The sequence below is a fragment of the Paenibacillus sp. IHBB 3054 genome (assembly GCF_051594305.1).
Taxonomy (GTDB): domain Bacteria; phylum Bacillota; class Bacilli; order Paenibacillales; family Paenibacillaceae; genus Paenibacillus_AQ.
This window is the reverse complement of record NZ_JBOFBG010000096.1, coordinates 1-1,815: the sequence shown is the minus strand read 5'-3', so window position 1 is coordinate 1,815 and position 1,815 is coordinate 1. Positions and strand designations below refer to the sequence as shown.

1 protein-coding gene is annotated in these 1,815 nt (G+C 48.6%); it reads right to left on the bottom strand.

From position 1 onward, the window contains the following. On the bottom strand, positions 1-1,815 hold a 1,815-nt coding region (locus ACQ76X_RS35785; RefSeq protein ID WP_438498647.1), incomplete at both ends, for an FtsK/SpoIIIE domain-containing protein.

Below are 1,815 nucleotides of genomic sequence, written 5' to 3'. Positions count from 1 at the left end.
CGTTGAATCTGATCCTCATCCCAGGCCAGCGTATATCCCCCTTTGGTACTTGTTGGGGGAAATAAAAAATCAAGCTTTACCAGTTGGCTCATTATTTGCAATACCTTCTCCTTGCGAATGCCAAGTGCTTGCTGGATATCCGCAGAACGAGTGGATCTCGTTTGGCAAATCATTCGCTGCACTCGCTGAAGCAGTTCTTCATCGCTCTCCCGGACATCTGCCAGCCAAGGTTTTAAACCCGTTTCCGGATCATACTCAGGTGCGACTTTCCCTTCTTTACTTAGTTGTTCTACATAGGTTGCCGCTGTGACATAATCAATGCGAAGCGCATGCTGCAGCAGCCTGCCTGATACCCCGTTATGCTCTCTCGCCAAGCGAATGACCTGATCATAAACACTCTCGTTTATAGGTACATCTTCTTCCTCCAGTACCGTCCAATCTCCTACGGGAATCTCGCTCATCGGTTTTCGTTCGGCAACTTCAGCCTCCAGCTTCAACGGCTTCATTTCTTCCTCTTCAGATAATAGAGTAAACGAAGATGAACCCCCATTCAATTCTGGTTTCTGATCCACTTTTCGCAGCCGCATTTCATTACGCCAGTAGCGTTTTAACTCCTCAATATAACGAGTGGTTTCATCGTCATCCGCACTGATTGCAGCAGACTGAAATCTCTTCTGTCCTCCACCGTTCAGCATGCAGACCCCATCTCCACCACCGAGCAAATGCGGACCACCTGTATCCATGACTGTTTTAAAATCATAGACACTGAGTAAATGGAAAGCCACCCGGGACGGAAGATTCGATTTAATAACGCCGGTTACAACATCCACGCTAGGCCGCTGAGTACCCAAAATCAAATGGATTCCAGCAGCTCGTCCCATTTGCGTCAATCGTTGCACCGTGTCCTCCACATCATCCCGAGCAATAACCATCAGGTCGGCATATTCATCAATGACCGCGACGATAGAAGGCATCAGATCCTGTGGGTAATTCCGGTTATACTGCAGTAAGTTGCGTACACCCGCTTCAGCAAAAAGCATATATCGCTTTTCCATCTCCACCACAAGCTTTTTGAGCGTCAATGCTGCCCGCTTCGGATCAGTGACCGGCGGGGAGATTAAATGCGGCAAACCGGTATACATCGTAAACTCGACCATCTTGGGATCAATGAGTAGAAACTGAACTTGTTCTGGTGACCGTGTAGAAGCTAATGAGGTCAGCAGCCCATTGATAAAAACAGACTTTCCTGAGCCGGTTGCCCCTGCCACGAGCAAATGCGGTAATTTGGCCAAGTCCACCAGAATTGGTTTGCCCTCCATATCCTTTCCGAACACCATGGGCAATTGAGCTTTTAGAGCAAACTCCCGCAATTCCTGTGCCATGTCTCTCATATACACAAATGCTCGTTCTGCATGGGGCAGTATAAAGGCTGCTGCACTTGAAAAAGGGGAGGATGTCACCGCGAAACTCCGGTCATGTCCGATATGGTTAGCTAGATCATCTCTCTTCTTTACGAGGTCACTAAGCTGCAGCCGGGCCGGTAGTCGAAATGAAATGGTTTGTAGCGTTGGTCCCGCATTGATGGACAATATTTCAGGGGGTTCGTCCATTTTCAGCCCTGCCAGCTGTACGGTATTGAAGATGAGCTCAGAAGCCTGCTCCGTAGACATAATGGACGATGAATATGGCCGTGGGTTAGTCGGAAAGAGAGCATAAGGTCCACCTTCTGCCGGTAAAGTAAATGTCGGCTTCGTGAGATTAAGGTCCTCAGGTTTGATCCCCTCCGAAACATCCGGTATTGATCCAATCGTACCG